This window comes from Cryptosporangium minutisporangium (assembly GCF_039536245.1).
GTDB lineage: Bacteria > Actinomycetota > Actinomycetes > Mycobacteriales > Cryptosporangiaceae > Cryptosporangium > Cryptosporangium minutisporangium.
The window spans coordinates 68,568-93,277 of record NZ_BAAAYN010000006.1; the positions used below are offsets into that span (position 1 = coordinate 68,568).

Sequence of the window (24,710 nt, forward strand, 5' to 3'; positions counted from 1 at the left end):
TGAGCGGGGGAAACCGCCGAGCGCGGAGTGACGGAAGTGGTACGAGGGGTTACTACTATCCGATCCGGAGGATGCGGTGCGGTGGTGGCGGGCCGAGTCTGAACGCGGAGTGCAACCGGGTCGGCCTCCGAAGGGAATGGACGTGACGACGGAACTCATCGCCAATCCGCCCGTGGCTTCAGGGGACCAACCGGCTTCCGAGGACCACCCGGACAGTTCGTTGCTCGCCTCCAAGTTCGCGATACCGGCGGCCCCGCCGTTCATGGTTTCCCGACCGGCTCTGCTGGCCCGGGTGACCGAGGCGGTACGCGGCCCGGTCACGCTCGTCACCGGTCTGCCCGGAAGCGGCAAGACCCAACTGCTCGCGTCGTGGGTGCGGAATCGCGTCGTCGACTGGCCGATCGCCTGGATCACTCTCGAGGACGGCGACGAGCACGCGTCGACGTTCTGGACGTACGTCATGGAAGGGCTGCGCCGGGCCGGTGTGCCGGTACCGCTGCTCACCCCGGCGGCGCCGGGGGCGGCGGTCAGCCGTCCGACGCTCGGGCGGCTCGCCGCCGCGATCGAGGAGCATCCCAGCCCGGTCGTCCTCGTGCTGGACGGGGTGTCGCAGCTTCCCGGCCGGGACTGGGCCGACGGCCTCGATTTCCTGCTCACCCACACGCCGAAGCTGCGACTCGTCCTCACCGGCCGATGGGACCCGCCGCTTCCGCTCTACCGCTACCGGCTCGCCGGGGAGCTCCAGGCGCTGCGGACCGCGGATTTGGCGTTCACGGCGGCCGAGGCCGGGCGGCTGATGGAGCTGCACGGCGTCATGCTGGGGAAACGCGAACTCGACGCGCTCCTCGAACACACCGAGGGCTGGGCGGCCGGAATCCGGTTCTGCGCCTGCGTACTGCAGGGCAGCGGCGACGCGGAGCGGCTGGTGTCGACCATCTCCGGCGGGGAGTCGACCATCGCCGAGTACTTCATCGGAGAGGTGCTCCGGCTCCAGTCGCCGTTGGTGCGACAGTTCCTCCTGGAGACGAGCGTCCTGGACACCTTCACGCCGGAACTCGCCGCCGCGGTCACCGAACGGCCGGACGCGCACCGCATGCTCGCGACCCTCAGCCGGGAGAACGCGTTCATCCAGCCGGTCGCCGAGGGTTCGGACGTGTACCGGTACCACCGGCTCTTCGCCGAGTTGTTGCGGGCTCAGCTCGCGTGGACGGAGCCGGAGCAGGTGGCGGTCCTGCATGCCCGGGCCGCCGAGTGGCTGGCCGAGAACGGTGAGCTCGTCGAGGCGGTCGGTCACGCGATCCGGGCGGGCGACTGGAGCCGGGCAGCCGCGATGCTGATCGAGGGTTACGCGGTGGGCCGGCTCCTCATCGAGGGCAGCGCCGGACGGCTCGGCGGGCTCTTCGCCGAGATGCCGGACCACCTCGAGCATGCCGAGGCGGTGATGATCCGCGCCGCACTGGCCTACGGCGACGGTCGGCCCGCCCACGCCGCCGAGCAGCTGGCGTACGCCGGGGATTTGCTCAGCGCAGGGGGCAGCGACAGCGCCGACGGGCTCACGCTCACCTGCTTCGTCCTCCAGATCCTGCTGCTCGCGGACGGAACGGACGCGGCGCAGGTGGGGGAGTTGCTCCCGGTCGTGGACGCGTTCCTCGGCATCACCCCGAAGCACCTGCTCGCTCGGCATCCGGAACTGCGGGCGCTGCGGCTCGCGGCCGAGGGAAGGGCACTCAGCGGGACCGGCGCCGTCGATGCGGCTGCGGACGTTCTCGGCGCCGCCGCGGCGGCCGTTCCGATCGGTAGCGAGTCGCTGAAGATCAGCTGTCTGGGTCACCTCGCGCTGATCGAGGCCTACCGGGGCCACCTGTCCCGCGCCGAGAGCGCGGCCCTGCAAGCCCTCGACCTGGCCGGTCAGTGCGGCCTGAGAGGACTTGATCTCGGGCGCTGGCCGGCCGCCGCGGAGGTCGCGCTCGCCTGGGTAGCGCTCGAACGGTACGACATCGACGCCGCTGACCGGCACCTTCGCGCCGCGCAGCCGCTGTGTCAATCCGACGCCGACGCGCTCCCTGCTGCGGCGTACGCCCTCGTGAGGGCCCGCCGACTGCAGACCCGGGGAGATGTGCGGACGGCGATGGACGTCCTGCGCGCCGGCGTCGAGAGTGGCCTGACTCCGCCGACCTGGCTGGGCCGGGAGATCGTGCTCAGCCGGGTCGGCATGTCGATCGCGGTCGGACACCCGGACGAGCCGGCGGTCGAATCGTTCGACCGGTTCCCCGATCCGCACGCGCCCGAGGTGGAAGTCGTGCGTGCGGCACTCCTGCTCCTGCGGGGCGAGCGGCGGCAGGCGCACGAGATCGCGCGGACCGTCGCCGACGCGGCCGGGGTCTCGGTGCCGGTCTCCCTGGATGCCTGGCTCTTGCTGGCGACCATCGCCGCGAGTCAGGACGACGCGCCGGGTGCTCGCGAGGCGGTGCGCAGGGCGATGCGCGTCGCCGGGCCCGAGTCGTACCGCCGGCCGTTCCATCAGGTCTGGGGTGGGCTGCGCCGGGTGCTGCGCGACGACGAGCGGCTCATCCTGGGCAACCGTCCACTCGGAACCGAGCCGACACCGAGCCGCCTGGCGCCGGCCGATCCGGCACGTACCGATCCGGCGAACGCCGAACCGATGATCGTCGAGGCGCTGAGCAAGCGGGAGCTCGACGTCCTTCGGGGGATGGCGGAGATGCTGCCGACCGAAGAGATCGCGGCGACCATGTACATCTCGGTGAACACGGTCAAGACGCACGTGCGGAGCATCCTCCGCAAGCTGTCCGCCTCTCGGCGCAACGAGGCGGTACGGCGGGCCCGTGCACTCAACCTGATCTGAGGTCGGTGCCGGGTCAGTGCAGCAGCGTCTTGAGCGCGATGAAAGCCGCGCCGAAGAGGCCGGCGGTCACCGCGGAGGCGAGCCGTTCCATCGGGCTGAGCCGACCGTTCACGCCGATCCGCCAACCCGCGAAACAGAGCAGAACGGTGGTGCAGGTCAGCGAGGCGATCTCCGCGACGATCAGCCGGGCCCCGGCCAGCCTGGCGACGAGCAGGACCAGGAGGGGCAGGCCGGAGGCGGTCACGAGCTCCCATCCGCTGGTGAGCTGCCGGCGGACGGTGCGCCAGGCCGGCCGGTGCCCCGCGTGGATGCGTTCGGCCACGATGCGGGCGTAGCGTTCGGCCGCCCAATAGATCACGAGCGTGCCCAGGACGGCCAGGGCCACGGCCGCGGCCCGCGCCGCGTGGGAGGCGACCAGCACCGCGGCCCCGACGATCAGGCCGTAGATCCCGGCCGCCGTCGCCTCCTCCGACTCGTGCGTGAGACGTACCCAGAGGGAGCGGCGGGGCCGGGAATCCGCGTCGGTCATGCGCGGTAAACCTTTCGCCGCTTCTACGACCGCTGTTCCGGGCCGTGCAGGGCGTCCTGGAGCTCAGCCTCGGCGTCCTTGGACAACGAGGACTTGAGCACGGTGCCGCCGTACCGGCTGAGTGCCTCGACGGCCCGGTCCGGGGTGACCTTCTCGACGACCAGGAACAGGGCCGACGTACCGGGCTGGAGCATGTCCCGCACCTGCTCCTCGAACTGCTTGCTGACCGCGTTCTTGGTCAGCTTGCCGGTGAGTGCACCGAGCCCGGCACCGACCGCCATGCCCAGCACAGGGATGAAAAAGAGGATACCGAAGAAGAATCCCCAGAACATGCCCCAGCTGGTGCCGGTGCGTACCTCCTGATGACTGGTGGTGACGTGGAACTTGCCCTCCTTGTCGCGGATGATCGCTGCGATCGCGTCGGGCTGGATGATGAGGTCTTTGCTGAGCCGATGCGCCTCCAGTGCCGCAGCTGTCGCGGTGGTCTCGTCCGGATAGCCGATGGCGACAAGTGTTGCCATGATCCAGGGCCCTTCCCTTCAGTTCTCGTGCGTCGTGCCCCAAGTCCACCCGTGCCGGGTCGGCACGTCGTCACCCCCACCGGATGAGGCGCAGCCCGGTCGGGCGACCGCCGGCGTCGGTCACGATGCGGCGTCCGGGCTCATCCCCGCGGGATGACGTGCCCCCGGTGCGATCGGCACAGGCTTAGGCCGGCGGGATCGATCTCCGGGCCGCACTACCCGGAGGTCGGACGTGGCGGGCGGAGGGAGTGCATCGATGCCTGAGGCGACATATCAGCTCAGGGTCTCCGGGGTGATTCCCCCTGAACTACTGGCTGAGCTGCGCGACCTCACGGTCAGCGTGGAGCCGCCGGAGACCGTGCTACACGGATCGCTGCCGGACCAGTCGGCCGTAGTGGGACTCATCGCCCGGATCCACGGCCTCGGGCTGCACCTCGTCGAGGTGCGGCGGCTTCACCCGGACGACGGCCCGGACCAGTGACCGGCTCCGTCTCACTTCCCCCCGCGTTCGCCCGCCGGGGATGACGCATTCGAGCCGGTCTCGGCTGACAAGGAGAGAGTGATGACGTACGACACCGAGCACCGTGCCGACCGCATCAGCGGAAACTCGGCGGATAGCTTCCGCGCCTGGAACTGGGTGCAGTTGGCCGCGGGCATCGTGACGATCGTCCTCGGCATCGTCGCGTTCGCCTGGCCCGACGCGACGTTGCGCGTGGTCGCGTTCCTGTTCGGCCTCAACTTGCTGGCGACCGGGGTGTCGCGGACCGCGCTGATGTTCTTCACCACGGGGACACCGCTGCTGCACCGGATACTCGGCATCATCTTCGGCGTCTTCGTCGCCATCGTCGGCATCCTCTGCATGCGCAACGTCACCGGCTCCCTGGCGCTGCTGCTGGTGATCGTCGCGATCGGTTGGCTACTCGACGGGCTCGCTGCCATCGTTCTCGCGGTCGGCTCCGGTGGGCCGGCCAAGGGCTGGCGGATCGCTCTGGGCGTGGGTGCCATGATCGCCTCGATCGCGCTGCTGGTCTGGCCCGGGCTGAGCCTGACCGCGTTCCTCTACATCGGCGCGACGACGCTGATCGTCCTCGGTGTCGGCCTGACGTACGTCGCGATCGCCGCCCTGCGTACTCGCCCCGCCTGAGACACCTGCGCGGCGGACGCCCAGGCCGGAGCCATCGGCCTCAGGCAGCACAGCCGGGGGAGGCGAGCAGGTTCAGGTCGACCGTCTGGGCCATCGCTCGGTACCCGGCCGGGCTGGGGTGCAGGTTGTCGACGGAGGCGTACTCCGCGCGCAGCACGGAGGGGTTCGACGGGTCGCGCAGCGCGAGATCGAAGTCGACCACACCGTCGGCGAGATCCTGTTGCCGGATCCAGGTGTTGACCTGCTGCCGGTTCCGTTCGCTGTCGGGCGCGAGAAGGGTGCCGTCGATCAGGGCGTTGGACGCGGGCAGGATGGTGCCGAGCCAGACCTTCACCCCGGCAGCGTGTGCCTGGTCGACCAGGGTGGTGAGCCCCGCGATCAGGCTGACGGCGGAGCTCCGGGTCAGACCGAGGTCGTTGATTCCTTCGAGGAGCAGGACGCCGGTGACGCCGGGATGCGCCAGAGCGTCCTGACCGAAGCGCTTCACTCCGCTCGGCCCCAGCATCAGCGGCGTGCCGTCGGTGAGCAGCATGTTGCTGCCGATCCCCGCGTTGACGATCGAGATCGGTGCCCCGGCGTCGAGAAGACGGCGTTGGAGGAAGTCCGGATACCGCTGGTCGGTGTCGGCGACGGACTTGTCCGCGGGGATGCTCAGCGGGCTTCCTCCAACGAAGCCGTCGGTGATCGAGTCACCGAACGCGACGACCGCGTGGGTGGAGGTCGGGGCCTCGACGTCGAGGCCCCCGAGGTAGAGCCAGCTACCCGTTCGGGTCGTGAACGGCGCGCCGCTGGTCTCGGCGGTCCGGTCGCCGCTCAGCGCCGGGGTGAGGTACGACGTGGCGTTGGCGTTCCAGTGCTTGGTGACCGACTCGGCGCGGCCCGGGACGTACATGCTGACCGCGAGGTGGTCGAAAGCGGCGAAGGTGAACTGCGTGGCGTCGCTGACGAGATCGGATCCCGCCGGGACCGTCACGCTGGTCTTGCCGCCGAACAGGACCGGAGTAGCAGCCCCGATCGCGGCGCCGCGTTGCTGTTTCGCCACCGTCACCCGGCCGAACGTCACCGGCGACGAGCCGAACCGGTTCGTGAGCCGGATCCGCAGCGTCGAACCACCCAGGTGCGGGCTGATCATCATCCGCAGCGTCTGGCGTGTGACGCTCGTCGGTGCGGGACCGCCGCTGGCGTCCACTGGCACCAGCGCGTCGGTGGGGCTGGCCGCCCAACTGGCGACCCAGCCGCTGCCCGTGCACGCCGCCGAGGCGGCGGTACCCGGAGAGACGAACAACGTTCCGAGGAGGAGCACGGCCGTGAGTGCGGCCCCACCGTGACTGCGGCGGAGCTTTCGCCTACGCGACATCTGCGTCTCCTTTGATCCCAGCGTCGTCCGGCCAGGCACAGGGTAGGGAGATGAAACGAGACAAAAAACCACCCGCGAATCTCGTTGGTGCGCGGTCACCCGTCGCGAAGCGTCGGCTTGCGCCGCCGCAGGAGTTGCCGGACCCGGAGCGCCATCTCCAGCTCCAGGCGGTGCGCCGGGTCGCGCAGCGCTTCCTCGCCCAGGACCGCGCGAGCCTGGCGAATGCGGTGGTGCACGGTCTGCGGGTGGACGCCGAGCCGGGCTGCTGCCGACGCGACCCGTCCGCCGCAGTTCAGCCAGACGAGCACGGTGTCGACCATCCGGTCCTGCTGCTTCGCGGTGAGGCGGGCCAACGGACGCAGGTGCCGATCGACGAGCGGACCGAGCACCGCCTCGTCGCGGAGGAGCAGCACGGCGTCGAGGTGGTCGGTCGAACGAACGGCGGTGCCGGGCGGCGGCGGAGGCAGTATGCCGCGACGGACCAGCTCCAGGCAGTTCCGCGCCACCCGCAACGACGAGCGCAGGTTCGCCACCGGTACGGCCGGACCGGCGATCACCAGCCACGAGGGTGGTACCCACCCTCCGGCGTCCGCGGCGCGTTCGGCGGCGTGGGCGCCCGGCACCACCAGGAAGGCGTCGTCGGTCGGACCACTCAGGACGTCCGGCGGTACGACCGGTTCGTCGGACGGGGCACCGCGGCGGTCGAACGCGACGCCCGCCGCGGTCTCCGGAATCGGCCAGCGTGCTGCCCGCGCTGCATCGGCCAGCGCGTCGGACGGGGCGTCCGACACGCTGAACAGCAGGTACAACAGACGATTGCGGGCGCGCACCAGCGGCTCGCCGGCGAGCGCCTGCGCGGAGGCGTAGCCGTCGGCGGCCCAATGGGCGACCTCGCAGGCGTGTGCCAGGACGGCGTCGCCCAGCCAGTAGACCGCGGGCAGCGGAGTTCCGAGGGTCTGCCCGAGGTCGGTCCAGCGGCGCCAGGACAGCCGGGCGCCGATCCAGTAAGCCGCGTGCATGGCGTCGGCGCTCCGGCCGATCCGCTGTTCGCCCCGCCCGACTCGCCGCGACGCCTCGATGACGTCGCAGGCGTGCGCCGGATCGGCGAGGTGCCCGAGAAAGTCCCCGAGCGTGTGCATCACGACGCGCCGGAGCTCGTCCCGCTGCCAGGTGTCCGCCCCCGACGCGTAGCCCGGGACGGTGGTTTCGATCCCCCAGGCGATCGCGTCGGCCAGCGCGGGTAAGTCGTCGCGCATCGACGAGGTGAGTACGTCGGGGACTCTGGGTGTCACGGCAGGCGGATCGGCAGTGTCTCCCAGCCGCGCACGGTCGACGTGGGAGACATTCTGGCTGCCGACAGATCCACGTCCCAGGTCGGGAACCGCTTCAACATCTCCTCGAGGACGACCCGCCCCTCCAGCCGGGCCAGTGCGTTGCCCAGGCAGAAGTGGATGCCACCGCCGAACGAGAGGTGCGCGACCTTGCGCCGGATGTCGAACGTATCCGGGTTCTCGTAACGCCGCTCGTCGCGGTTGGCTGCCGCCAGGATCGCCATCAGGACGCTGCCGCGCGGAACCGTGGTGCCGTACCACTCGACGTCGCGGGTGACGTAGCGGCAGAAGAACGGGCCCGGCGGTTCCAGCCGCAGGATCTCCTCGATCGCGCCCGGGATGAGCGAGTGGTCGGCGACCAGCTCGCGTCGTTGTTCGGGGTGCTCGGCGAGGAGCTTCGTCGCCCAGCCGATCAAGCGTCCGGTCGTCTCGTTGCCGGCGCCGGCGAGCACGGTGACGTAGGTGACGATCTCCTGCCGGGCGAGCCGCCGGACGGTGCCGGTCTCGTCCTCGATCTCGGCTTGCAGGAGCTGGCTGATGATGTCGTCGGACAGGTGGTCGGCCCGCCAGTCGACGTACTGCGTGAACGCCTCACCGTCCACCAGCAATTGGTCCTGGCTCATCGGCTTTCCCGGCTCGGTGCGCAGCGACTCGTCGACCGCGTCGCGCACCGCCTCCTGCTCGGACTCCGGAATGCCGAGCAACATGCCGATCGCGCGCATCGGCACTTGGGCCCCGAGGTCGGCGATGACGTCGAAACCGCCGGAGCCGACCAGCGGGTCGAGCGCGCGCACGCAGAAGTCTCGAATCTCCGGTTCGAGCGCGGCGATCCGCTTCGGGGTGAAGATCCGGGACAGGATCCGGCGGTGGATCGGGTGGATCGGGGGGTCCTCGAAGATGAGCACGCCGGGCGGGTACTCGATATCGGCCTGGATGAGCTCCAGGATGTCGCCCTTCGCGCTGCTGTAGGTCGTGTGGTCCTGCAGGACCGCCGACACGTCGTCGTACCGGCTGAGCGCGAAGAAGTCGTGCGTGTCGTTGCGGTAGAGCGGCGCTTCGTTGCGCAGTCGCGCGAAGACCGGATACGGGTCGGCGACGATCTCGTGGTCGTACGGGTCGAAGTGGACCTGGTTGGTGCCGGTGGTGCTCGCGGTCATGACCACTCCTCGGTGAGCGCGGGTGTCATCACTGGGGCCTCCGAGGAGCGCCCGAACCCGGGATTTCTCCTACAGGTGTCCGACATCCTGGCACGCGCTCGGGGGGCCCGCAATAGACCAATCCCGGACAACCCGGGTTTTCTATAGATAGTTCGTTAACTATTGACGAGTCGCACGGGCTGCAGCACGCTGTGGTCTCACTCGTGGCGCCGACAGGCCGCTGAGGCGAGCGATCAGCTCCACGAACCCCCAATCCGCAGAACCAGCCCGGTGAGGGCAGATCGACGGCGATCGGACGGTTCGACATGTCTGCTGCAGCAAAATCCACTTCCGCGTCCCATCGGACCAGGCAACTCCCGGTGGCCGACGACGCCGAACCGGCGGCGAGAACCCCGGCTCCGCGACGGCATCGGCGTCGCGGCATCGGGCGCCATCTGTGCCTCGCCGCCGGCTGTTTCGCGCTCACCGCTGCGGTGCTGCTGCCGCTGCTGGTCTACCCGCGGCTGGCGGTACTTCCCGACGACCCACAGCAGGGGCAGACGCTCACCGCCTCCGATGCGACGGTGCTCGTCCCGGACGCGAGCGCGCCCGCCGGGGCCCGAGTGCTCCAAGACGTGGACGTGACCGTCGAGAACTTCATCTCCGGGGCGCCGTCCGGCCGGTCCGGCAACAGCGTCGTCTGGCAGATCGCGACGCGGTTCAACGTGGACGGCCGAGGCATGGTCACTGCGCGGTTCGAGCGCATCTCGCTGAATCGGCACACGAGCCGGCCCACCAACTGCTGCGGCGACCGGATCGTGACCGCCCTCGAAGACCCCAGTGGCGAACTCCTCACCCACGACGGATACCTCGCCTGGCCCTTCGACGTGCAGAAACGCTCCTACCGGCTGTGGGACGTCAACCTTCGGCGCGCCAAGACCGCGGAGTACGTGGGCGAGGAGACCCAGCACGGCCTCCGCACGTACCGGTTCCGCAGTGTCGTACCCCTCCAGAAGGTCGGCACGATGGACCTACCCGGTGCCCTCTTCGGCAGCACGGCCCCGTCGGTGACGGCCGACGCCCAGTACGCGGATGTCCAGACGTACTGGATCGAGCCGCGGACCGGCGACGTCGTCCGGCTCGAGGATCAGGTGACGCAGCAGTACGTTCACGCCGGTCGGACGCTGACCGCCTTCGCGGCGCAGCTGGAGACCCCGCCACCCTCCGCTGACCGCTTGAGTGCCGACCGGCAGGGCTCGATTCTCCTTCCGTTGATCCGGATTCAGGCGACGCTGGTCCTGGTACCGCTCGGACTGCTCCTGATCGCGGCCGGCCTCGTCCTCACTCGACGCAGCCGACGCGGCGCCGCCGGGGAGCGCGCAACGGCCTAGGGCCGATGGCCGCTGCCGATCAGGGTGGTGGCGTCGAGTTCGGTCACCCCGTCGGCGCGCAGCGAGGCCAGGTACCGCTCGCGGACGCCCTCCACGACGTCGGGAGAGAGCTTCACCAGCGCGGCGCGGTAGCCCGACCCGAGGATCACCAGCCACGCCACCTCGGGGCTCATCGTCAGGTGCCTTTCCTCGACCGTCACGTCGACGTCGGTGAGGCCACGCTCGGCGAGCCAGGCCGCGTAGCTGTCGGCCTGGTTGATCCGGTCGATGAGGCTGGGTGGGCGCTGGCCGAGGGCCGGGGTGTTCGTCGCCTCGGCGACGGCACGGCCGAGATGATGTCCGGCGGCCGCCATCGCGTCGCCTCGCCAGATCGTGAGGGCCACTCGGCCGCCGGGGCGTGCGCGGCTGATCAGGTGCTCGGTGCCGGCGGTCATGTCCGGGAAGAAGAAGATGCCGAGGGCGCACTGCACGACGTCGTAGTCGGCGCCCGTCCAGGTCGTCACGTCGGCGCGGTGGCCGCGGAGCTGCGGGAGTCCGGTCGACCGTCTCCGCAACTCGTCGATCAAGGGCCCGGACACGTCGACCGCGTCGACGGCGCCGTGTGGCCCGACTCTCCGTGCGGCGGGCAGGGCGGAGGCCCCGGTACCGCAACACGCGTCGAGGACCCGCGCGCCCTCGGCCGGCGCGGCGATCGCGACCATGGCCGCGCCGATGGGGTCCCATAAGTAGGAGCCGAGCGCGGTGAAGTCCGCCGCAGCCGCGTCGAACCCGCGCCGGAGATCGTCCTGCCGGAGGTCGGTCAAGGTGTTACCGCCGTTCGGTCGAGGGGCCAGTCATACACGATTCACCGCGAGGCGGTGCTCAGGGCGGTAGGCGCTGGGTCGTTCAGCGCGGCGGGGCCGAGCACGAAGTCCGGGTCGACCTGCGCGGCCAATTCCAGGCCGGCCGCCTCGTTGCCCCAGGCCGCGGCGTTGCGGAGATGGAACTCGACGGCCTGGCGCGTGTAGCGCTGCCAGTCCCGGGGCGTCGCGTCGAGGGCCGCCTGAATATCGGCGAGTGCCCGGTGATCGGTCTCGGGCAGAGCGCTGAACACCAGCGGCTGCCCCCGCTCGGCGGCGCGGATCGCGGGGGAGAGCCCGACGTGCCCGAGTAGGTCGGAACCGATCTGGTCACGCAGGAAGCTGGCGTCGCTGTCGTCGACGACCTTGTTGCCCACCACGGAGATGGCCACCTGGTGCTCGGCGGCGTAACTCCGGTACTGGTGGTAGACGCCGACGCTCTTGCGCGTGGGCTCCACCACGAGCACCGTGCGGTCGAAGCGGGTGAACAGGCCCGACGCGAACGCGTCCGCGCCTGCGGTCATGTCGACCACCACGTACTCGCCTGGTCCGTCGACCAGGTGATTGAGCAGGAGCTCCACCGCGCCCACCTTGCTGTGGTAGCAGGCGACGCCGAGGTCGTCCTCGGTGAAAGGCCCGGTGACGAGCAGCCGGGCACCGTCCACCGGGTAGCCGTAGCGCTCCCACAGCGGCTCGTCGTCCGACACCCGCAGCAGGCGGGAACCGCGGCCGGGTGGCGTCGTCTTGATCATCGCCTCCGCCGAGGTGATGAGCGGGTTGTCGCCGCGGAGGTAGTCCTTGAGCGCCGCCAGGTTGTTGCCCAGCGGGGGCAGGCCCGCGGCAACGTCGTCCGGGAGCCCGAGTGCCGCGCCGAGGTGCTGGTTGATATCCGCGTCGAACGCCAGCACGGGAAGCCGCTGCGCGGTGAGCGACCGGATGAAGAGTGAACTGAGCGTGGTCTTGCCGCTTCCGCCCTTGCCCACGAACGCAATCTTCACCACTAGGCTCCCTTGATACTTGGCCGAACCGGACCACTGTTGAAAACGACTACCACAACCAGGTTACTCATCGTGATCCGCTCGTGTCGTGGTAGGTGGTGTGTGTCGAGAGGACTTCGATGACGAACAGCAGCACGGGGCGGGTGGCCGGCAAGGTCGCGTTCATCACCGGCGCCGCCCGGGGGCAGGGGCGCGCTCACGCGTTACGGCTGGCCGAGGAGGGCGCGGACATCATCGCCGTCGACCTCTGCGGCGACGTCGACACCGTCGGCTACCCGGGCGCGACGGAGGCGGATCTCGCCGAGACCGTCGCCCAGGTCGAGAAGCTGGACCGGCGGATCGTCGCCGCCAAGGCCGACGTCCGGGATCTCGAGGGACTGCGGGCGGCGCTGGAGCGCGGGGTCGCCGAACTCGGGCGGCTGGACATCGTCGTGGGCAACGCCGGCATCGCCGGCGACGGCACGCCCACCGAGGCGCTGGCCGAGCACACCTGGGCCACGATGCTCGACATCAACCTCACCGGCGTCTGGCACACCGCGAAGGCTGCCATTCCGCACCTGGCCGACGGCGGGGCGATCGTCCTCACCAGCTCGATGCTCGGTCTGCGCGGCGGTGGCTACATGGCCCACTACGCCTCGGCCAAGCACGGGCTGGTCGGCTTGATGCACGCGCTCGCGAACGAGCTGGCACCACGGTCGATCCGGGTCAACTCCATCCACCCGGGTAACGTCCGGACCCCGATGGTGGAGAACGAGCACTTCATTCGGTCGATGCGTCCGGACCTGGCCGAGCCGACGCTCGCCGACGTCGGCACCGTGATCGGGCACTACCACCTGTTGCCGGTGCCGTTCGTCGAGGCGCGTGACATCAGCAACGCGGTGCTGTTCCTCGCCTCCGACGAGGCCCGGTACATCACGGGCGTCGCGCTCCCGGTCGACGCCGGAGCGGTCGCCAAGTTCTGACGCGACCTCCCGGACCGCGCCGCCCCCCGGTCTACTGGTGCTCGAACCGGTCCGACAGTTCCCGGAGTCCGTGGGAGAGGCGAGCGAGCTCGACCGCCGCCGCCTCCGTCTGCGTGGCGGCTTCGTGCGTCAGATGGCTGGTCTGCGTCAGCCGGGCAACCGAACCGGCCACGCCGGCGGACGAGTTCCCGGCTACCCCGACGCTGTCGGCGATCTGCCGGGTCGCGGTGGTCTGGGTGTCGACCGCGCGAGCCACCTGCTGCTGGAGCTCGTCGATGCGGCCGATCACATCGCTGATCCGGCCGATCGCCTCGGACGCGCGGGAGGTGTCCGCCTGCATCGCCGAGACCTTCGAACCGATGTCCTCGGTGGCCGTGGCGGTCTCCCGGGAAAGCTCCTTCACCTCCCCGGCGACGACCGCGAACCCCTTCCCCTGCTCACCGGCGCGGGCCGCCTCGATCGTGGCGTTCAGCGCGAGCAGGTTGGTCTGCTCGGCGATGTCGGTGATCAGGCTGACGACCGTGGACACGTCGGTGCTGGACGTGCCGAGCCGCCCGATCGTGTCGTGCGTGGCGGCGGCGAGGCGGACCGCCTCCGCGGCGACTGCGGCCGCCTCGGTGACCGCCGTGGTGATCTCGCTGATCGAGGCTTGCAGGCCGTCCGCGGCTTCGGTCGTCTCCGCCATGCTGGTGGTGACGCGGTCGATGTTCTGGTCGGCTTCCAGCGCCTCGGCCAGCACGGCGCCGGCGCCTTCGGACAGCTGGCGGCTGGTCGCGGTCAGCTCTTCGGAGGCGGCCGCCACCGACTCCGCGTTCTCCTTGATCTCCGACAGGGCGCCCCGCAGCGATCCGACGATCGCGTTCAGGCTGGCTCCCAGCTCGGCGAACTCGTCGCTGCCGTCGATCGCCACGGTGCTGCGCAGATCATGGGCCGCGACCTGCCTGGCGGTGCCGAGGCACCGGTCCATGCGCTGGGCGATCCGGCGGGCGAGCAGCAGCGCGGCACCACCCAGCACCAGCGCGGCGACGAGGCCGGTGATCAGCGTGAGTAGCTTCACCTGGGTCGCGGCGGTCGCGGCCTGGTCGGAGGATTGTTTCACCCGCTCCCCGATTGCGGCTTCCAGCGTGTCGAGGGCCGTGGAGACCTGCGTGTCGACCTGCTCGTAGGCGGGTCGGGCGGCCAGCGCCGCCCGGCGACTGGGGTCGGAGGCGACCCGGCTCGCGAGGGTGACCATGCGCTGCCCGGACGCGATCAGCTCGTCGAAGCGGGCCAGCGCCGCGTCGGCCTGGGGCCGCACCTCGGGCGTGTACCGGATGACGTCGTCGATGCCCGCCCTGGCGCTGGCGACGTTCACGCCGAGACGGTCGAGCACTTCTTGACGTTCGGTGGGGTTGTTGGTCACCAGAGCGGCCAGGACGTTCGCACGGTAGGACGCGCGCGCGACGTCGACCGTCTGCGCCGCACGGTCCGCGGTGGCCGCACGCCGGGCCGCCGCCTGTTCGTCCGCGAGCTGGGAGACACCTCGGTATCCGATGCCGCCGGCGGTCGTCACCAGCACGAAGCCGACCACCGCAAGGCCGGCGACCTGGCGTCGAAGTGTGAACCGCACGAAGGCCCCCTCGGCTGTCTCAACTCCGTATCGGCCGGCCGGGACCGGAGTTGAGCGCTCAGGTCGGTGCGGTCCGTGCCGATGAAGCGGATATGCGTCCGACCGAGGGTCGTGGGCTGACGGGCAGGAGCGTCAGAGTGCTGGCCGCCCTTCTGCTCGCCGTCACCAGCGCGTGCTCCTCCGCCTCGCAGTCGATGGGTCGGCCGATCGACCGGATCGCGGAGGCCAAGGAGGCGCTGCCGACCGCGATCCGCGACTCCGGGCAGCTCGTCGGCGGGACCGATCCGACGTTCGAACCGATGACGTTCCTCAAGGGGGGCGTGCACACCGGCCTGGACGTGGACATCGCCGAGGCCATCGCGGCCGAGCTCGGGCTGCGGGTGAAGTGGCAGACCGTGTCCTTCGGGGAGCTGCTGAACCAGGTGGAGGGCCACCAGATCGACTTCTCGATCTCCTCGATGTTCGACCGTGCGGAGCGGCAGAAGAAGGCGGACTTCGTCGACTACCTGAACGCTGGAACCTCCATCGTCGTGCGGAAGGGCGTCGGGGACGTCGGCGGCATGCCGGGTCTGTGCGGCCGCCGCGTGGCGGTGCAGCCGGACACCGTCTTCGTCGACATGGCCAGCCAGCAGAAGAAGGCGTGCGGCGCTCGGACGCTGACCGTCGTGCTCTCCGACACGCCCTCCGCGGCGGTCCGCGACGGCCGGGCGGACGGTGCCCTGAACGACTTCCCGATCGCGGCGCTCGACGTGAAGAAGATGCCGGCGCTGGAGCTGTCGGGGCCGCAGATCGAGGCGATCCCGTACGGCATCGGCGTCGCCAAGGATCGGAAGACGCTGACCACGGCGTTCCAGACGGCGCTGTACGCGGTGATCAAGGACGGTACCTACGACGAGCTGCTGAAGAAGTGGGCCGTTACCGAGGGCGCACTGCGCACCGGCGCGATCAACGGCGGTGCATGACGGACTGTTCCGGACATCCGGCCTAGCGCGGCACGAGCCTGCACTCGGAGGCCTGTACGACGCATCGCCCTCATGCCAAGGTAACGATCGACCACATGGCTGAGTCGAGCGTGCGGGGGCGCGGGCGATGGCGGGCACCGGGAGCGGTCTGATCGATCGGACGAGCGAGCGCGAATCGCTCGACCGGCTACTGAACGACGCGAGTGGCGGCGTGAGCCGCGTCGTGGTGCTGCGCGGGGAGGCCGGCGTCGGCAAGACCGCCCTGCTGCGCCACCTGGTCGACCGCACCCCGGACTGGTGCGTGCTGACCTCGGTCGGCGTCGAGTCCGAGATGGAGCTCGCCTACAGCGGCCTGCATCAGCTCTGCGCGCCGCTACTGGGTGCCCTCGACCGGTTACCGGCCCCGCAGCGTACCGCGCTCGCGACCGTGTTCGGCCTGAGCGACGGCCCGCCGCCGGACCGCTTCCTGGTGGGGTTGGCGACGCTCTCGCTGCTCGCCGACGCCGCTGACCAGCAACCGTTGCTGTGCCTGGTCGACGACGCGCAGTGGCTGGACCAGGCCAGCGCGCAGATCCTCGCGTTCGTGGCGCGCCGGGTGCTCGCCGAGCGGCTCGCGCTGGTCTGTGCGGCTCGCACCGGCACCGACGTCCTGCCGGGGCTGCCCGACCTGACCGTCGGCGGGCTCGCCGACGCCGACGCCCACGCGCTGCTCGGACTGAGCCTGCCGGGGGTGCTGGATACCGCGGTGCGTGACCGGATCGTGGCGGAAGCCCGCGGGAACCCGCTGGCGCTGCTCGAACTGCCCCGGACCTGGCGCACGGCCGACCTGGCCGGCGGGTTCGGCGTGCCGGACGGCGCGCCGCTGATCGGCCGGATCCAGGACAGCTACGCGCGGCGCCTGCGCGAGTTGCCCCCCGAGACCCAGCTGCTCGTGCTGGTCGCCGCGGCGGAACCGCTCGGTGACCCCGGTCTGCTGCACGACGCCGCGCACACGCTCGGCGTCGACCTGGCCGCGACCGCGCCCGCCGTCGACGCCGGGCTGTTGCAGGTCGGGGCGCGGGTCCGGTTCGCGCATCCGCTGGTGCGGTCCGCCGCCTACCAGATCGCGTCGGCCGCCGAGCGTCAGCGTGCGCACCGGGCACTGGCGGACGCCACCGACGTCGGGACCGATCCGGACCGACGAGCCTGGCACCGGGCGCGGGCCGCCCCCGGACCGGACGAGGAAGTCGCCGCGGAGCTGCAGCAGTCGGCGAGCCGTGCGCGGTCGCGCGGCGGATCGGCGGCCGCGGCCGCGTTCCTGACCCGGGCCACCGAGCTGACGCCGGACCGGTCGACGCGGGCCCGTCGCGCGCTGGACGCGGCGTTCGCCGCGGTCGACGCCGGCGCGTTCGACGCCGCCCGCGCGCTCCTGCCCGTGTGCACGGTGGTGCCGGTCGACGCCTGGCACGAGGCACGAATCGACCTGCTGCGGTCGCAGCTGGCGTTCGCGTCCAGCCGCGGCAAGGAGGCAATCCCGCTGCTCCTCACCGCGGCGCGTCGGCTGGAGCCGCTCGACCTGGAGATGGCCCGCGCCACGTACCTGGACGCGCTGGTCGCGGCGGTGATCGGATCACGCCTCAACGACGGCGTCGGACCGGCGGAGGTCGCGAAGGCGGTGCGGGCGGCGCCGCGCCCGTCCGGCGGGCCGTCGAGCGGTGATCTCCTCCTGGACGCGTTCTGCGCGCTGGTCGAGGAGCGCGAGGACGCGGTCGGGACCTGCCGCGACGCGCTGGCCGCACTTCGTAGTGATCCCGAACCGAAGCTCCGTCACCTGTGGGAGAGCACGATCCTCGCGATCGCGCTGTGGGACGACGAGAGCTGGGACGCCGTGTCCGAGCGGCACATCCGGCTCGCCCGGGAGACCGGTGCGCTCGGCGAGCTGCCGTTCATGCTCGGCAGCCGCGTCCATTTCCTCGGGTACTGCGGTGATCTGTCCGCCGCCGCCGCGCTGGTCGCGGAGGAGCATTCGGTGGTCGAGGCGACGGGCTCCGGTGGTCCGGCACCGTACGGCGCGCTGTGCGTCGCCGCGTGGCAGGGCCGGGACCGCGACGCACGGGAGCTTCTCGGCATTGCGCGGCGCGTCGCCACCGCCAGCGACGAGGGCACCGGCGTCGCTCTCACCGAGTGCTGGCACGCCCTGCTCCGCAACGGTCTCGGGGAGTACGAGGCGGCGTTCACCGCGGCGGCCCGGGCCACCGAGGATCCCAGCGAGTTCGCGACCCAGTGCTGGGGCCTTCCCGAGCTGATCGAAGCGGCTGCCCGGACCGGACGGGCCGACGTCGCCGCCGACGCCCTGGAGCGGCTGACCGAGCGCACCACCGCCAGCGGCAGCCGATGGGCACGCGGCCTGGAAGCCCGGTGCCGCGCCCTGGTGACCGGGAGCGAGGAGGACTACCGGGGGCGATCGACCAGCTGGGCCGGTCCCGTGCCCGCGCCGACGCGGCTCGCGCCCATCTGCTGTATGGGGAGTGGCTGCGCAGGCAGAGCCGCCGGAGCGACGCTCGGCGCGAGCTGACGATCGCGCACGAGACCGCCGCCGCGATGGGCCTCGGGGGATTCGCCGAACGGGCCCGCCGGGAGCTGCACGCGCTGGGGACGCCGGTGCGGACCCGTACCCCGGAGGCGCGGACCGACCTGACCGCCCAGGAGGCGCAGATCGCACGGATGGCCCGCGACGGCCTGTCGAACCCGGAGATCGGCGCGCAGTTGTTCCTCAGCCCTCGAACGGTCGAGTGGCACCTGCGAAAGGTGTTCGGAAAGCTCGGCATCACGTCCCGCCGCCAGCTCCGGAGCGCGCCGACCCTCTAGCCGCCCGGGGCAGTGTGCACTGTGGCCGCCTATGGCCCGCCGAAGTGCACACGGCCCAGCGCCGGCGCCAGGGACACCCCCGGGTAGACCAGTGACTTTCCCTGGGTCGGAGACGGCACCGACGGAGCGACAGTGGACGGGCCGGCGCCGATCGGGTGCCGGCAACGATCCCACGAGGAGCTGACCGTGGCCGTGGACCTGAAACTCGAAGTCGTCGTCATCCCCGTCTCCGACGTCGACAAGGCCAAAGACTTCTACACCGGTCTGGGCTGGCGCCTGGACGCCGACTTCACCACCGACGAGCACTTCCGCGTGATCCAAGTGACGCCGCCCGGCTCCCCGGCGTCGGTCATCTTCGGCACCGGCCTCACCACCGCGACGCCCGGCTCGGTCCAGGGCCTGCACCTTGCCGTCGACGACATCGAGGCCGCCCACGCCGAGCTGTCCGGGCTCGGCGTCGGCATCAGCGAGGTGTTCCACGACGCCGGGGGTGTCTTCCACCACGCCGGCACCGAGGGCCGGGTGCCGGGTCCGGACCCGAAGCGCGGCAGCTACGCCTCGTTCGCGTCGTTCGCCGACCCGGACGGCAACGAGTGGGTGCTGCAGGAGATCACGACTCGCCTGCCCGGCCGGTGACCCGGTGGACGCCAGTACTCTGGCCGCCCTGCTGAAGGAGGCCGAAGAACACCACGGCGCGTACGAAGCGGTCGCGCCGACGCACCACTGGTGGGACTGGTACGCGCCGTACATCGTCGCCCGCGCCGACGGGCGGACCGTCGACGAGGCGGTCGCCGACGCCGGTCTGCACATGGAAGTCGTACTCCGATGACCCTCGATTACGACGTCATCGTGGTCGGCGGTGGTTCGCCCGGCGAGCACACCGCCGGCGCGCTGGCCGACGGGGGCCTGCGGGTGGCCCTGGTGGAGCGCGAACTGGTCGGCGGGGAGTGCTCGTACTACGCGTGCATCCCGTCGAAGACGCTGCTGCGCCCGGGGGAGGCCACGCAGGCCGCCCGGGACGCGGCGAGCACCGCCGAGGTCGACGTCGAGGCCGCGCTGGCCTGGCGCGACTTCATGGTGTCCAACTACTCCGACGCCGGCCAGGAACGCTGGCTGGCCGGCAAGGGCATCGATCTGCTACGCGGCACCGGCCGGTTGGCCGGGCCGGGCGCCGTCGAGGTGGGCGGCGTGCGCTACACCGCGCGGGACGTTGTGCTCGCCACCGGCGCGGACCCGATCGTGCCGCCGATCCCCGGCCTGGCCGGCTTGCCGGGCGTCTGGACCAACCGCGAGGCCACCGGCATGACCGAGGTCCCCCGACGGCTGGTCGTGCTGGGCGGCGGTCCGGTCGGCGTCGAGATGGCGCAGGCCGTGCGCCGGCTCGGTGGGGAGGTGGTGCTGGTCGCGAACGGGCGTCTGCTCTCCCGGGAACCGGCGCCGCTGGGTGCGGCGCTCGCGGAGGTGCTACGGCGGGACGGCGTCGAGCTGGTGCTGGACGCCACCGCGACCGCGGCCCGCCGCGAGGACGACGACTACGTCCTCACCCTCGGCGACGGGCGCGAGGTGCGAGGCGAGCGGCTGCTGATCGCCACCGGCCGTCGCCCTCGCGTCGACGGTCTCGGTCTGGAGACGGTCGGGATCACCGCGGACGGCCACGGTGTACCGGTCGACGCGCGCTTGCGCGCGGCCGACCGGCTCTGGGTCGTCGGCGACGCGACCGGCCTGTGGATGCTCACCCACGTCGGCAAATACCAGGGCGACGTGGTGGCGGCGAACATTCTCGGCGAACCGCGAGAGGCCGACTACACGGCGGTGCCCCGGGTCGTGTTCACCGATCCGGAGGCCGCCGCGGTCGGGGACGTCGAGGCGCCGTTCGCCGGGACGGCCCGGCTCGCGGACGTGGCGAAGACCGCGACCTACACCCGGGCGTACGCCCAGTCGGTGGGCTTCCTGACGCTGCTCAGTGACGGGCAGCGGCTGGTCGGCGCCTACGCGGTGGGCCCGGAGGCGGGGGAGTGGCTGCAGCAGGCCACGCTGGCGATCCGGGCGCGCGTCCCGTTGGACGTGCTCCGCGACACGATCCAACCGTTCCCGTCGTTCTCCGAGATCTTCGTCGCGGCGCTCGGCGCCCTGGATGCGGAGATCCGCACCGCGGTGCCGGCATGAGCACGGTGGTCGCCCCCGACGAACTGGTCGGCTTACGTAGCCCGACCGGGGTCGCGCTGATCGCGGCGACGGTGCTCGCCTCGATGGTCAGCTTCCTGGACGCCAACGTCGTCAACGTGGCGGTGCCGGCGATCGGCCGCGACCTCGGGGCGGGCGTGTCCGGGCTGCAGTGGACGCTGACCGGGTACCTGCTGAGCGTCGCGGCGCTGCTGCTGTTGTCCGGGGCGCTGGCCGACCGGTTCGGCCGACGCCGGATCCTGGTGATCGGCCTGCTGGTCATGCTGGTCGCCTCGGTGTTCTGCGCGGTGGCTCCGTCGATCGAGACGCTGATCGTGGCGCGGGTCATCCAGGGTGCGGGCTCGGCCCTGGTCGTGCCGACCAGCCTGGCGCTGCTCAACGGCTTACTTCGGATCCCGGACCGGGCCCGGGGCATCGGGGTGTGGGCGGCGGTCGCGACGGTCGGCACGACCGTCGGCCCCTACGCCGGCGGCTGGCTGGTCGACCACGCGTCCTGGCGGTCGGTGTTCCTGCTCAACCTCCCGCTGATCGTCGCCGGTCTGCTGGCGCTGCGCTGGGTGCCGGAGACGCCGACCGGGCGGCAGCGGCTCTCCCCGGACGTGCTCGGGGCGCTGCTGGCGGTGCTCGGGCTCGGCGGCGTGATCTACGCGCTCACCGAGGCGTCGTCGGCCGGCTGGGGTGCGGCCTCCGTGCTGGTGCCAGGCGTCCTAGGAGTGATCGCCCTCGGCGGGTTGGTGCCCGTGGAACGACGCCTGCGAGCACCGATGCTGCGGTTGTCGCTGTTCGCGTCCCGGCAGTTCACCGCGACCAACGTCACCACGGTCCTGTTCTACGGTGGTCTGGCCGCCGCCGGATACCTCTTGGTCCTGCAGTGCCAGCTGCAGTTGGGTTACTCGGCCACCGCGGCCGGGGCGGCGCTGATCCCGTCGTCGGTCGTGTTCCTGCTGGTGTCGCCGGTCAGCGGCGAGCTGGTGGCGCGGCTCGGCCCGCGGTGGTTGATGGTCGCCGGTATCGGAACCGTCGCGGTGTCGGTGGTCTGGCTGTCCTGGGCGCAGCCCGGCGCGTCCTACCTGCTCGCGATCCTGCCCGCGGCGCTGCTGTGGGGTCTGGGGCTCGGCCTGGCGGTGGCGCCACTGACCGCGGCGGTGCTGGCCGCGGTGAGCGACGACGACCTCGGCGAGGCGTCGGCGGTGAACGACGCCGCGTCCCGGCTGGGTGGGTTGCTGGCGATCGCGGGAGTGCCGCTCCTGGTCGGCGCAGGGAGCGGCGACGGGTTGGCGACCGCGCTCGCCGACGGCTACCGGCCGGCGATGTTCGTCCTGGCCGGGCTATGTGGGCTGGCCGCACTGGTCACCGCGGTTTTTGTTACCGATCGTCCGCCGTCGACGCCGGCCCCGCGGATCGTTCCGGCGGCACCGCACCACGGCTGTGCGCCGGCGATCACTACCGAACGGAGCACCCCATGACACTCGTCGGCCAAACCGTCGTCCTACTCGGTGGCAGTTCCGGCATCGGCCTGGAGACCGCCCGCCTGGCCCCCGCCGAGGGCGCGGACGTCGTCCTGGTCGGACGGAACCCGGATCGCCTCGCGCAGGCTGCGGCGGACGTCGGCGTGGTGGCCACGGCGGCGTTCGACGCCGCGGACCCCGACCGCCTGCGGGAGTTCTTCGACGGCCTGCCGGAGCCGATCGACCATGTGCTCAACACGACCGGTGGCGCCTACTACGCGCCGGTGGCCGATCTGGACTTCGCCGAGGCTCGCGACAACGTCGACGAGCATCTGTGGATGCCGCTCCACCTGGCGCAGGCGGCGATCGGGCGAGTCCGGCCGACCGGGTCGCTCCTGTTCATCGGGGGCACCGGCGCCCGACGGCCGGCTCCGGGCCTGACGCTGGCCGCCGCGATGACGGCCGCGCTGCCCGCGTTGACGGCGAACCTGGCGCTGGAACTGAGCCCGATCCGCGTCAACCTGATCGCCGCGGGTTTCGTCGACACGCCGCTGTCGGCTCGGTTGCTCGGCGACGATCTGGACTTCCGGCGTGAGCAGCTGCGCAAGGCCCTGCCGATCGGCCGGGTCGTCGGACCTACCGACGTCGCCGCGCTCGCCGTCCACCTGATGGCGAACACGGCGCTGACCGGCGCGACCTACGACATCGACGGCGGCCAGCAGTTCGTACGGGCGTGACCGGATGAACGAGTTGCTGGCCCTGGCCCTCGAGGCCCACGGTGGGCTGCCGCGATGGCAGCGGTTCACCTGGTTCCGCGCGGAGGTGTCGATCACCGGCGCGCTGTGGGCGTCGCAGGGCTGGGCCGGCAGCCTCGACCCGATCGTCCTGCACGGAGAGACCAGAAACCAGCGGGTGATCCTCGCTCCGTTCCCGTTCCCCGGCTGGTACGCCACGTGGGAGCCGCACCGGCAGACGATCGAGACCGCGGCCGGGATCGCCACCGCCGAGCGGCGCGACCCGGCCGCGTCGTTCGGCCGCGGCTCGCCGTCGGACGATTTCCAGGTGGCCTATCTCGCCGCCGAGGCGGTCTGGAACTACCTCGCGGCACCGTTCGTGCTGGCCCGCACGGACTTTCTCACCGAGGAGATCGCACCCGGCCGGGAGGGGTGGCGCCGCCTGCTCGTGACCTACCCCGACGACCTCGCGACCCACTCCCGCCAGCAGATCTTCTCCTTCGACGACACCGGGCTGCTCCGCCGCCTGGACTACACGATCGACCTGCTCGGCGGTGGCCCCGCCGTGCACTACCCGTCGGACTACCAGAGGTTCGACGGCATCCAGATCCCCACCCGCCGACGCGTCTACGTCGCCGATTCGGACGGCAGGCCGGTCCGCGAGCCGATCTCGGTCGAGATCGGCGTCGACGACGTCGCCTTCCGCTGAGGAGGTCGGCGGTGAAGGGCACGGTCGCGCTGGTCACCGGCGCCAGCGGCGGGATCGGGGTGGCCACCGCCCGGCGGCTGGCCTCCCTCGGTGCGGCGGTGGCCCTGGTCGCCCGGCGACGCGACCGCCTCGACGAGCTCGTCGCGACGATCGCCGCCGACGGTGGTACCGCGCTGGCCGTCCAGGCCGACGTCGCGAACCGGAACGAGGCGGTCAGCGCCGTCGAACGGACGGTCGCCTCGTTCGGCCGCCTCGACACCGTCGTCAACAACGCCGGGGAGAAGGGCCTCCTCTACGTCACCCACGCCGCGCTGTTGCCCGTGGTGCGTGCGGCGGCCGACTCGCCCCGGCGCGTCGCCGACCTGGTGAACATCGGCCCCACCATCGCGTTCTCCGACGCGATCCGCCGGCAACTGGTCGGGCAAAACGTCCGCGTGAGCGTCGTCGGCTGCGGGAGTCCGGACGACGTCGCCGCCGCGGTGCTCCGCCTGGTCAGCCGGGAACCGAACGGCGCGAACCCGTCCGACGAGCGGCCCCAACGCGCGGCAGCCCCGCGCTGACCGGCTACCGACCGTGCGGGGTGTCGCGGACCATGCGGATCTCCCGCACGCCGTCGTCGATCTGGACCGTCCCGTCGGGAACGAAGCCGTGCTTGCGGTAGAACGCCTGTGCCCGAGGGTTCGGGTCGGCCACCCACAACGCCGCCGACTCACCCGGGTCGACGACCGCCTCCAGTAGCGCCCGCCCAGCGCCTGTGCCGTGATCGGCGGCGGACACGTAGAGCACGTACAACTGCCTCGCCCACGTCGCCGCGGCGTCCAGGGGCGGGCCCGACATGGCGATCCCGATCAATCCGCCGTCCCGCTCGGCGACGGCCACCCGGTTCTCGCGGTAGCGCTCGTCGGTCAGCGCGGCCGTCCAGAACCGTTCCCGGGCAGCCAGGAAGCCCGGGTCGTCGAGGACTGCGTCCGGCATGAGCCCTCGGTAGGTCTCCCGCCAAGACCGGACGTTCACGCGCGCCATCTGCGCGGCGTCCTCGGGTCGGGCGGGGCGAATCGTCAGCGACGAACTCACCCACGAATCGTAGTGCGGCGCTTCGCGGCTTCGGTCACCGATGCGTGGCGGGCGACCACCGGACCTGGCATT

Annotated in this window: 24 protein-coding genes; 15 read left to right on the plus strand and 9 right to left on the minus strand. The window is 71.5% G+C overall.

The features are described 5' to 3' along the window. The first annotated feature begins 136 nt into the window (after positions 1–136). On the plus strand, positions 137–2,863 hold the full coding sequence (locus ABEB28_RS05065) for a winged helix-turn-helix domain-containing protein (RefSeq protein ID WP_376981215.1): 2,727 nt from the start codon (positions 137–139) through the stop codon (positions 2,861–2,863). Between the two features lie 13 nt (positions 2,864–2,876). Here ABEB28_RS05065 and ABEB28_RS05070 read toward each other — a convergent pair whose 3' ends face one another. Together ABEB28_RS05070 and ABEB28_RS05075 are read right to left on the minus strand one after the other, a co-directional pair. Then, positions 2,877–3,392, minus strand: a complete 516-nt coding sequence (locus tag ABEB28_RS05070; protein ID WP_345726786.1) for a hypothetical protein — start codon at positions 3,390–3,392, stop codon at positions 2,877–2,879. 23 nt (positions 3,393–3,415) lie between these two features. Continuing rightward, entirely contained in the window at positions 3,416–3,913 is a 498-nt protein-coding gene (locus ABEB28_RS05075; protein WP_345726787.1) for a DUF1269 domain-containing protein, read from the minus strand. Positions 3,914–4,169: 256 nt separating this feature from the next. Between ABEB28_RS05075 and ABEB28_RS05080 the strand changes: the two genes are divergently transcribed. Together ABEB28_RS05080 and ABEB28_RS05085 are read left to right on the plus strand one after the other, a co-directional pair. Then, on the plus strand, positions 4,170–4,394 hold the full coding sequence (locus ABEB28_RS05080; RefSeq protein ID WP_345726788.1) for a hypothetical protein: 225 nt from the start codon (positions 4,170–4,172) through the stop codon (positions 4,392–4,394). An 81-nt stretch (positions 4,395–4,475) separates the two neighbouring features. Then, entirely contained in the window at positions 4,476–5,057 is a 582-nt protein-coding gene (locus ABEB28_RS05085) for an HdeD family acid-resistance protein (protein WP_345726789.1), read from the plus strand. Positions 5,058–5,097: 40 nt separating this feature from the next. Here ABEB28_RS05085 and ABEB28_RS05090 read toward each other — a convergent pair whose 3' ends face one another. The 3 genes from ABEB28_RS05090 to ABEB28_RS05100 all read right to left on the minus strand — a co-directional run bounded on the left by ABEB28_RS05090 (position 5,098) and on the right by ABEB28_RS05100 (position 8,902). Continuing rightward, positions 5,098–6,414, minus strand: a complete 1,317-nt coding sequence (locus tag ABEB28_RS05090; RefSeq protein WP_345726790.1) for a GDSL-type esterase/lipase family protein — start codon at positions 6,412–6,414, stop codon at positions 5,098–5,100. A 95-nt stretch (positions 6,415–6,509) separates the two neighbouring features. Continuing rightward, positions 6,510–7,706, minus strand: a complete 1,197-nt coding sequence (locus ABEB28_RS05095) for a PucR-like N-terminal domain-containing protein (RefSeq protein ID WP_345726791.1) — start codon at positions 7,704–7,706, stop codon at positions 6,510–6,512. Then, positions 7,703–8,902: a cytochrome P450 gene (locus ABEB28_RS05100; protein ID WP_345726792.1), complete on the minus strand. Its 1,200-nt coding sequence runs from the start codon at positions 8,900–8,902 to the stop codon at positions 7,703–7,705. The genes ABEB28_RS05095 and ABEB28_RS05100 overlap by 4 nt, the downstream gene beginning before the upstream one ends. A gap of 359 nt (positions 8,903–9,261) precedes the next feature. On the opposite strand from ABEB28_RS05100, the gene pgfA reads away from it, so the two are divergent. Continuing rightward, positions 9,262–10,272 (plus strand): cell envelope lipid trafficking protein PgfA, encoded by a 1,011-nt coding sequence (pgfA, locus tag ABEB28_RS05105; protein ID WP_345726793.1) that lies wholly within the window; start codon positions 9,262–9,264, stop codon positions 10,270–10,272. Here the strand turns inward: pgfA and ABEB28_RS05110 are convergent. Continuing rightward, the gene (locus ABEB28_RS05110) at positions 10,269–11,075 is read right to left on the minus strand and encodes a class I SAM-dependent methyltransferase (RefSeq protein ID WP_345726794.1); all 807 of its coding nucleotides are present in this window, start codon (positions 11,073–11,075) and stop codon (positions 10,269–10,271) included. The genes pgfA and ABEB28_RS05110 overlap by 4 nt on opposite strands. Before the next feature lie 41 nt (positions 11,076–11,116). Then, the gene (locus tag ABEB28_RS05115) at positions 11,117–12,109 is read right to left on the minus strand and encodes an ATP-binding protein (RefSeq protein WP_345726795.1); all 993 of its coding nucleotides are present in this window, start codon (positions 12,107–12,109) and stop codon (positions 11,117–11,119) included. Positions 12,110–12,228: 119 nt separating this feature from the next. On the opposite strand from ABEB28_RS05115, the gene ABEB28_RS05120 reads away from it, so the two are divergent. Next, positions 12,229–13,071 carry a mycofactocin-coupled SDR family oxidoreductase gene (locus ABEB28_RS05120; protein ID WP_345726796.1) on the plus strand — a complete coding sequence of 281 codons (843 nt, stop codon included), beginning with the start codon at positions 12,229–12,231 and terminating at the stop codon, positions 13,069–13,071. 31 nt (positions 13,072–13,102) lie between these two features. On the opposite strand, the gene ABEB28_RS05125 is transcribed toward ABEB28_RS05120, so the two are convergent. Next, complete coding sequence (locus ABEB28_RS05125) at positions 13,103–14,680, minus strand: methyl-accepting chemotaxis protein (RefSeq protein ID WP_345726797.1); 1,578 nt, start codon at positions 14,678–14,680, stop codon at positions 13,103–13,105. 137 nt (positions 14,681–14,817) lie between these two features. On the opposite strand from ABEB28_RS05125, the gene ABEB28_RS05130 reads away from it, so the two are divergent. The 10 genes from ABEB28_RS05130 to ABEB28_RS05175 all read left to right on the plus strand — a co-directional run bounded on the left by ABEB28_RS05130 (position 14,818) and on the right by ABEB28_RS05175 (position 24,124). Beyond that, positions 14,818–15,642: a transporter substrate-binding domain-containing protein gene (locus ABEB28_RS05130; RefSeq protein ID WP_345726798.1), complete on the plus strand. Its 825-nt coding sequence runs from the start codon at positions 14,818–14,820 to the stop codon at positions 15,640–15,642. 127 nt (positions 15,643–15,769) lie between these two features. After that, on the plus strand, positions 15,770–18,196 hold the full coding sequence (locus ABEB28_RS05135; protein WP_345726799.1) for an AAA family ATPase: 2,427 nt from the start codon (positions 15,770–15,772) through the stop codon (positions 18,194–18,196). Between the two features lie 26 nt (positions 18,197–18,222). Beyond that, a complete protein-coding gene (locus ABEB28_RS05140) occupies positions 18,223–18,489 on the plus strand; it encodes a helix-turn-helix domain-containing protein (protein WP_345726800.1) in 267 nt (88 codons plus the stop codon). 192 nt (positions 18,490–18,681) lie between these two features. After that, complete coding sequence (locus ABEB28_RS05145; protein ID WP_345727049.1) at positions 18,682–19,125, plus strand: VOC family protein; 444 nt, start codon at positions 18,682–18,684, stop codon at positions 19,123–19,125. Between the two features lie 4 nt (positions 19,126–19,129). Then, on the plus strand, positions 19,130–19,318 hold the full coding sequence (locus ABEB28_RS05150) for a bleomycin resistance protein (protein WP_345726801.1): 189 nt from the start codon (positions 19,130–19,132) through the stop codon (positions 19,316–19,318). Beyond that, positions 19,315–20,655: a dihydrolipoyl dehydrogenase family protein gene (locus ABEB28_RS05155; RefSeq protein WP_345726802.1), complete on the plus strand. Its 1,341-nt coding sequence runs from the start codon at positions 19,315–19,317 to the stop codon at positions 20,653–20,655. Before ABEB28_RS05150 ends, ABEB28_RS05155 begins: the two co-directional genes overlap by 4 nt. Then, positions 20,652–22,139, plus strand: a complete 1,488-nt coding sequence (locus tag ABEB28_RS05160; RefSeq protein WP_345726803.1) for a DHA2 family efflux MFS transporter permease subunit — start codon at positions 20,652–20,654, stop codon at positions 22,137–22,139. Before ABEB28_RS05155 ends, ABEB28_RS05160 begins: the two co-directional genes overlap by 4 nt. Further along, positions 22,136–22,858 (plus strand): SDR family oxidoreductase, encoded by a 723-nt coding sequence (locus tag ABEB28_RS05165; protein WP_345726804.1) that lies wholly within the window; start codon positions 22,136–22,138, stop codon positions 22,856–22,858. Before ABEB28_RS05160 ends, ABEB28_RS05165 begins: the two co-directional genes overlap by 4 nt. Positions 22,859–22,862: 4 nt before the next feature. Then, the gene (locus ABEB28_RS05170) at positions 22,863–23,564 is read left to right on the plus strand and encodes a hypothetical protein (protein WP_345726805.1); all 702 of its coding nucleotides are present in this window, start codon (positions 22,863–22,865) and stop codon (positions 23,562–23,564) included. Positions 23,565–23,575: 11 nt separating this feature from the next. Then, complete coding sequence (locus ABEB28_RS05175; protein WP_345726806.1) at positions 23,576–24,124, plus strand: SDR family NAD(P)-dependent oxidoreductase; 549 nt, start codon at positions 23,576–23,578, stop codon at positions 24,122–24,124. Between the two features lie 4 nt (positions 24,125–24,128). Here the strand turns inward: ABEB28_RS05175 and ABEB28_RS05180 are convergent, their stop codons facing one another. Next, complete coding sequence (locus tag ABEB28_RS05180; RefSeq protein WP_345726807.1) at positions 24,129–24,638, minus strand: GNAT family N-acetyltransferase; 510 nt, start codon at positions 24,636–24,638, stop codon at positions 24,129–24,131. Positions 24,639–24,710: the final 72 nt, after the last annotated feature.

Coding starts and splice junctions, on each gene's coding strand:
- ABEB28_RS05065 (WP_376981215.1), top strand. CDS start 137: ATGGACGTGACGACGGAACTCATCGCCAATCCGCCCGTGGCTTCAGGG.
- ABEB28_RS05080 (WP_345726788.1), top strand. CDS start 4,170: ATGCCTGAGGCGACATATCAGCTCAGGGTCTCCGGGGTGATTCCCCCT.
- ABEB28_RS05165 (WP_345726804.1), top strand. CDS start 22,136: ATGACACTCGTCGGCCAAACCGTCGTCCTACTCGGTGGCAGTTCCGGC.
- ABEB28_RS05075 (WP_345726787.1), bottom strand. CDS start 3,913: ATGGCAACACTTGTCGCCATCGGCTATCCGGACGAGACCACCGCGACA.
- ABEB28_RS05090 (WP_345726790.1), bottom strand. CDS start 6,414: ATGTCGCGTAGGCGAAAGCTCCGCCGCAGTCACGGTGGGGCCGCACTC.
- ABEB28_RS05100 (WP_345726792.1), bottom strand. CDS start 8,902: ATGACCGCGAGCACCACCGGCACCAACCAGGTCCACTTCGACCCGTAC.
- ABEB28_RS05070 (WP_345726786.1), bottom strand. CDS start 3,392: ATGACCGACGCGGATTCCCGGCCCCGCCGCTCCCTCTGGGTACGTCTC.
- ABEB28_RS05170 (WP_345726805.1), top strand. CDS start 22,863: ATGAACGAGTTGCTGGCCCTGGCCCTCGAGGCCCACGGTGGGCTGCCG.
- ABEB28_RS05160 (WP_345726803.1), top strand. CDS start 20,652: ATGAGCACGGTGGTCGCCCCCGACGAACTGGTCGGCTTACGTAGCCCG.
- ABEB28_RS05140 (WP_345726800.1), top strand. CDS start 18,223: ATGGGCCTCGGGGGATTCGCCGAACGGGCCCGCCGGGAGCTGCACGCG.
- ABEB28_RS05135 (WP_345726799.1), top strand. CDS start 15,770: ATGGCGGGCACCGGGAGCGGTCTGATCGATCGGACGAGCGAGCGCGAA.
- ABEB28_RS05085 (WP_345726789.1), top strand. CDS start 4,476: ATGACGTACGACACCGAGCACCGTGCCGACCGCATCAGCGGAAACTCG.
- ABEB28_RS05155 (WP_345726802.1), top strand. CDS start 19,315: ATGACCCTCGATTACGACGTCATCGTGGTCGGCGGTGGTTCGCCCGGC.
- ABEB28_RS05120 (WP_345726796.1), top strand. CDS start 12,229: ATGACGAACAGCAGCACGGGGCGGGTGGCCGGCAAGGTCGCGTTCATC.